The 3,867-nt window shown below is 62.7% G+C and carries 4 protein-coding genes; 2 read left to right on the top strand and 2 right to left on the bottom strand.

Annotated elements, in window-relative coordinates; translation table 11 throughout:
- Positions 1 to 73: 73 nt before the first annotated feature.
- Positions 74 to 712 carry a cadmium resistance transporter gene (locus EAH68_RS14625; protein WP_206436436.1) on the bottom strand — a complete coding sequence of 213 codons (639 nt, stop codon included), beginning with the start codon at positions 710 to 712 and terminating at the stop codon, positions 74 to 76.
- Positions 670 to 1,029 carry a Cd(II)/Pb(II)-sensing metalloregulatory transcriptional regulator CmtR gene (gene cmtR / locus EAH68_RS14620; RefSeq protein WP_011013963.1) on the bottom strand — a complete coding sequence of 120 codons (360 nt, stop codon included), beginning with the start codon at positions 1,027 to 1,029 and terminating at the stop codon, positions 670 to 672. Before cmtR ends, EAH68_RS14625 begins: the two co-directional genes overlap by 43 nt.
- A 350-nt stretch (positions 1,030 to 1,379) precedes the next feature.
- Here cmtR and EAH68_RS14615 point away from each other — a divergent pair, with 350 nt between their 5' ends.
- Together EAH68_RS14615 and EAH68_RS14610 are read left to right on the top strand one after the other, a co-directional pair.
- Complete coding sequence (locus tag EAH68_RS14615; protein ID WP_042622299.1) at positions 1,380 to 2,003, top strand: recombinase family protein; 624 nt, start codon at positions 1,380 to 1,382, stop codon at positions 2,001 to 2,003.
- A 333-nt stretch (positions 2,004 to 2,336) separates the two neighbouring features.
- Positions 2,337 to 3,800, top strand: a complete 1,464-nt coding sequence (locus EAH68_RS14610; protein WP_126122059.1) for a TnsB C-terminal domain-containing protein — start codon at positions 2,337 to 2,339, stop codon at positions 3,798 to 3,800.
- Positions 3,801 to 3,867: the final 67 nt, after the last annotated feature.

The following is a 3,867-nucleotide window of genomic DNA, read 5'->3' as shown; positions in this document are numbered from 1 at the left end:
GCTTCGAATGGCGGTTCAGTCGACGCCGATGGCAACACCTGGATAGGCCACCCGGGCGCTCGGGATGGGCTTATTAGAGGCCGAAGGCGCCGCCGCTGACGAGGATGAAGATGCCCAGGCCGATCAGGACGATCGGGAACAGCACGTGCTCCCAGCGCTCAAGGACTTCTGCGATGGGCGGGCGGGTGGCCACGAACTTTGCCAGCAGGACCAGGCCTGCCACCAGGACGAGGAAAACGATGCAGTAGATGATGACGGCGGCAGTATCCACGTTGAGGAAGACCGGGACGTAGACGCCGATATTGTCGCCACCGTTGGCAAACGTCACACCGGCGACGGTCAGCACACCCACCTTTTTCCCGGCGATCTTCGCATCATCATCGTCGTCATCATCGCTTCGCCAGGCCTGCCAGGCCGCCCATAGTCCCAGGGCCAGGGGAATTAGTCCGAAGTACGGGATCGCCTCAGCAGGTAGGAATGCTCCTGCCCCCAGCGTGACCAGGACTGCGGCCGCGAGGATGCCCATGAAGCCGAGGTACTGACCAGCCAGAATCCGAAGCGTGGTCCCTTTTTGCCCCGCCCCGCGGGCAAAAAACAGCGAGAGCACGATGATGTCGTCGATATTGGTGGCGATAAACAGACCAATCGCCGACAGTAGACCGGTTACCACTACGCACTCTCCTGTCCAGTGACACACCCAGGTACGGCGCATCCGGCGTCGATGCATTCGGCGTTGTCATCGACGGCCAGGGTGATATCCAGCAACGCGTTCAACGCCTGCGCCAGATGAGCATCAACGATCTCGTAGCGGGTCTGTCGCCCCTGCGGTTCGGCGACAACAATTCCGCAGTCCCTCAGGCAGGCGAGATGGTTCGACACGTTCGAGCGCGTCAGTTCCAGATCCTGGGCGAGAGCGGCCGGGTAGGCCGGCCCCTCCAGCAGCGCCAGGAGAATGCGGGAACGAGTCGGATCCGCCATGGCCCGACCCAACCGGTTCATCACGTCTAGACGAGAAGCAATAGTCAGCATGTGCTGAACTATACAGCTGTTGCTGAACTAACTTCGACATGGGGTGGCGTCGTTGCCAGAGGTCGTCTGCACTTTCAGGCTGAGGCCTTCACTGCGCAGGAAGGAAGTGGCTGCCTAGTTGGCGGTGTTCCCGACGTGATTTAAAGGTGAGGGCTATTGCCGGCAGCTTCCGGCCCAGGCCAGCGGCGGCCCACGTACCGATCAAGGTGTCCCACTTCCTTGGAAGTGGGACACCTCTATTGACAATGAATTGAAAATTCATTGTCCCAGGACGCGCCTGTTCCACAAGTTATCCCAATAGACTGTCCCGTCAGACCCGTTGCGGAATATACTTCCGGTACGATTTCGGCATGAAGATCGGATATGCCCGAGTGTCGACCGCAAAACAAGACCTCGACCGTCAGGTCGACGCGCTGCGCCAGGAAGGTATTGCGGACAAATACATCTACGTCGACAAGAAATCCGGATCCACCACCAACCGCCCGGGACTCCACAAGGCACTGGATCAAGCTCGCGCGGGTGATGTCATCGTCGTCCACACCCTCGACCGGTTGGGGCGCACCGTTCGCGACACCCTCAACCTGATCCACGACCTCCAGGAGCGCGAGGTCGGGGTACGCACCCTGGCCGATCCGATCAAGGTCGATTCCTCCGACCCTCATGATCCGATGGCCCAACTGGCGGTGGTGATCCTGTCGTTGTTCGGGCAGATGGAACGCACCTACGCCCTCGAGCGCGCAGCTCACGCCCGAGCCGTGGCCACGGCGAAGGGCAAGCGGGTGGGCAGGCCCAGTGTGGTCGACCCAGACAAGTTGAAATATGCCGAGCATCTGCGCAATGAAGGATTCTCGATGCGCGAGATCGTGGAGAAAACAAACATTGCCCGCACCACCCTCTACCGGTACCTACCTCCCCGACCGGTAGATACCCACACCGCCGAAGGACAGGACCTCGCTCCTGGTGCTGGTGAGTGAACATGGCTTCTGAAAAATGACGGACAGTGCAGGTGAGTACTGGCATCAGAATGTCAGAATTCGACTTCACTCGCCCAGGTCACGATAGGCAGCTAGACAGACGAGTTCTGACAACCCCAGCCGGGCTCGAGGCCGCCCGAGGGGCCCGCCCCGCTCCTGAGTGGAGATACACTGCGCACCGCGCGGAAACTGCTATGAGCACAAAGACATGACCCTCGCCTAGATCGGTACAGTTCTAGGTGTGAGCCGCACCACCGCCTGCCGGACCTTGCGCCGCGAGGCCGGAGTCACCCCACCCCGACGTCGGCGGGAAACGAACCGGGTGGAGTAGTCATGAGCGCAGGCGGCAGGTCCCAGACACCCACCGGCGTCTCCGCACGTGAACACACCGCCGCCGCCCGCTGGGAGATACTGCGCCGACACGTCGAGGACGGGATCCCGTTGACCCGGCTGGCCACCCAGGCAGGGATCGGGTTACGGACCCTGCAGCGCTGGCACGCGGCCTACCGCACCGAGGGAATAGCCGGGTTATCCCCGGTCCAACCAGCACCCCGGGGGCGACGGATCCATCCGGAACTCCATGCCCTGATCGAGGGGTTGGCCCTGATCAGACCACGGCTGACAGGAGCGGCGATCACCCGCAGGGCCAAGGCGATCGCCGCCGAACAGGGCTGGAACACCGTCTCCTCCAGCACCGTCCGCTCGATCATCGCTGGCCTGGATCCGGGCCTGCTCACCCTCGCCCACCAGGGGCCAGTGGCCTACCGGGACACCTTCGAGCTGGTCTGGCGACACCGGACCGAGCGGGCCAATGCCACCTGGCAGACCGATCACACCGCACTCGACCTCCTCATTCGGGACGCCAACGGTGCCCCCGCCCGCCCCTGGTTGACGGTGATCCTGGATGACTACTCCCGCGCGGTCTGCGGTTACCTGGTCTTTCTCGGTGCCCCCTCGGCGATGAACACCGCCCTGGCGCTGCGGCAGGGAATCTGGCCCAAACGTGATCCCGAGTGGCCGATGTGCGGGATCCCGGACGTGCTCTATGTCGATCACGGCCCGGATTTCACCAGCCATCACCTCGCCCAAACCGCGAGGGACCTGCACTTTGAGATCATCTACTCCGCGGTCGCCCGCCCCCAGGGACGCGGCAAGATCGAGCGGATCTTCCGCACCCTTAACACCGAGCTCCTGGCCGAATTGCCCGGTTATCTCGCACCAGGACACCGGCGTCCCGAACCGGTGCTGACTCTCCCGGAGCTGGATGCCGCCATCGGGGCGTTTATCAGTAGCACCTACCACCAGCGGATTCACCCGGAGATTAACACCACCCCGCAGCAGGCCTGGCTCGGCACCGGTTGGCTGCCACGTCTGCCCGACTCGATTGACGATCTCAACCTGTTGCTGCTCACCGTGGCGACACCGCGGGTCGTCCACCGCGATGGGGTGCATTTCCAGGGGTTGCGGTATCTCTCCCCACTGCTGGCGGCCTACGTCAAAGAACCCGTGGTCATCCGCTACGACCCACGCGATATCTCCGAGATCAAAGTCTTCCACCACGACCAGTACATCTGTACCGCCGTCGACCCCGACCACGCTGCCGCCACCGTCAGTCTCAAAGACATCCAGGCCGCCAGGAGGACACGACGCCGACAGTTACGCGAGCAGATCAACGAACGCATCGCCGTAGTCGCCGACCATCACCCCCGTCCCAGACCCACGAGCCCGGAACCATCACCATCTGGGACACCAGCCAGGAAGAAGCCGAAGCTGCGTACCTATCTGGAGGAGGATTGATGTCCCCGCACCGCTTCATCGCCACCAAACAACACCGTCGGTTCGTCGAATTCGCCGACGCGGTGCG

This window comes from Corynebacterium hylobatis (assembly GCF_003955685.1).
Lineage (GTDB): Bacteria > Actinomycetota > Actinomycetes > Mycobacteriales > Mycobacteriaceae > Corynebacterium > Corynebacterium hylobatis.
This window is presented reverse-complemented; position numbering and strand designations above follow the sequence as displayed.

Excerpts from the sequence above, each read along its gene's own strand:
- cmtR (WP_011013963.1), bottom strand. The coding sequence starts at position 1,029 with ATGCTGACTATTGCTTCTCGTCTAGACGTGATGAACCGGTTGGGTCGG.
- EAH68_RS14615 (WP_042622299.1), top strand. The coding sequence starts at position 1,380 with ATGAAGATCGGATATGCCCGAGTGTCGACCGCAAAACAAGACCTCGAC.
- EAH68_RS14625 (WP_206436436.1), bottom strand. The coding sequence starts at position 712 with ATGCGCCGTACCTGGGTGTGTCACTGGACAGGAGAGTGCGTAGTGGTA.
- EAH68_RS14610 (WP_126122059.1), top strand. The coding sequence starts at position 2,337 with ATGAGCGCAGGCGGCAGGTCCCAGACACCCACCGGCGTCTCCGCACGT.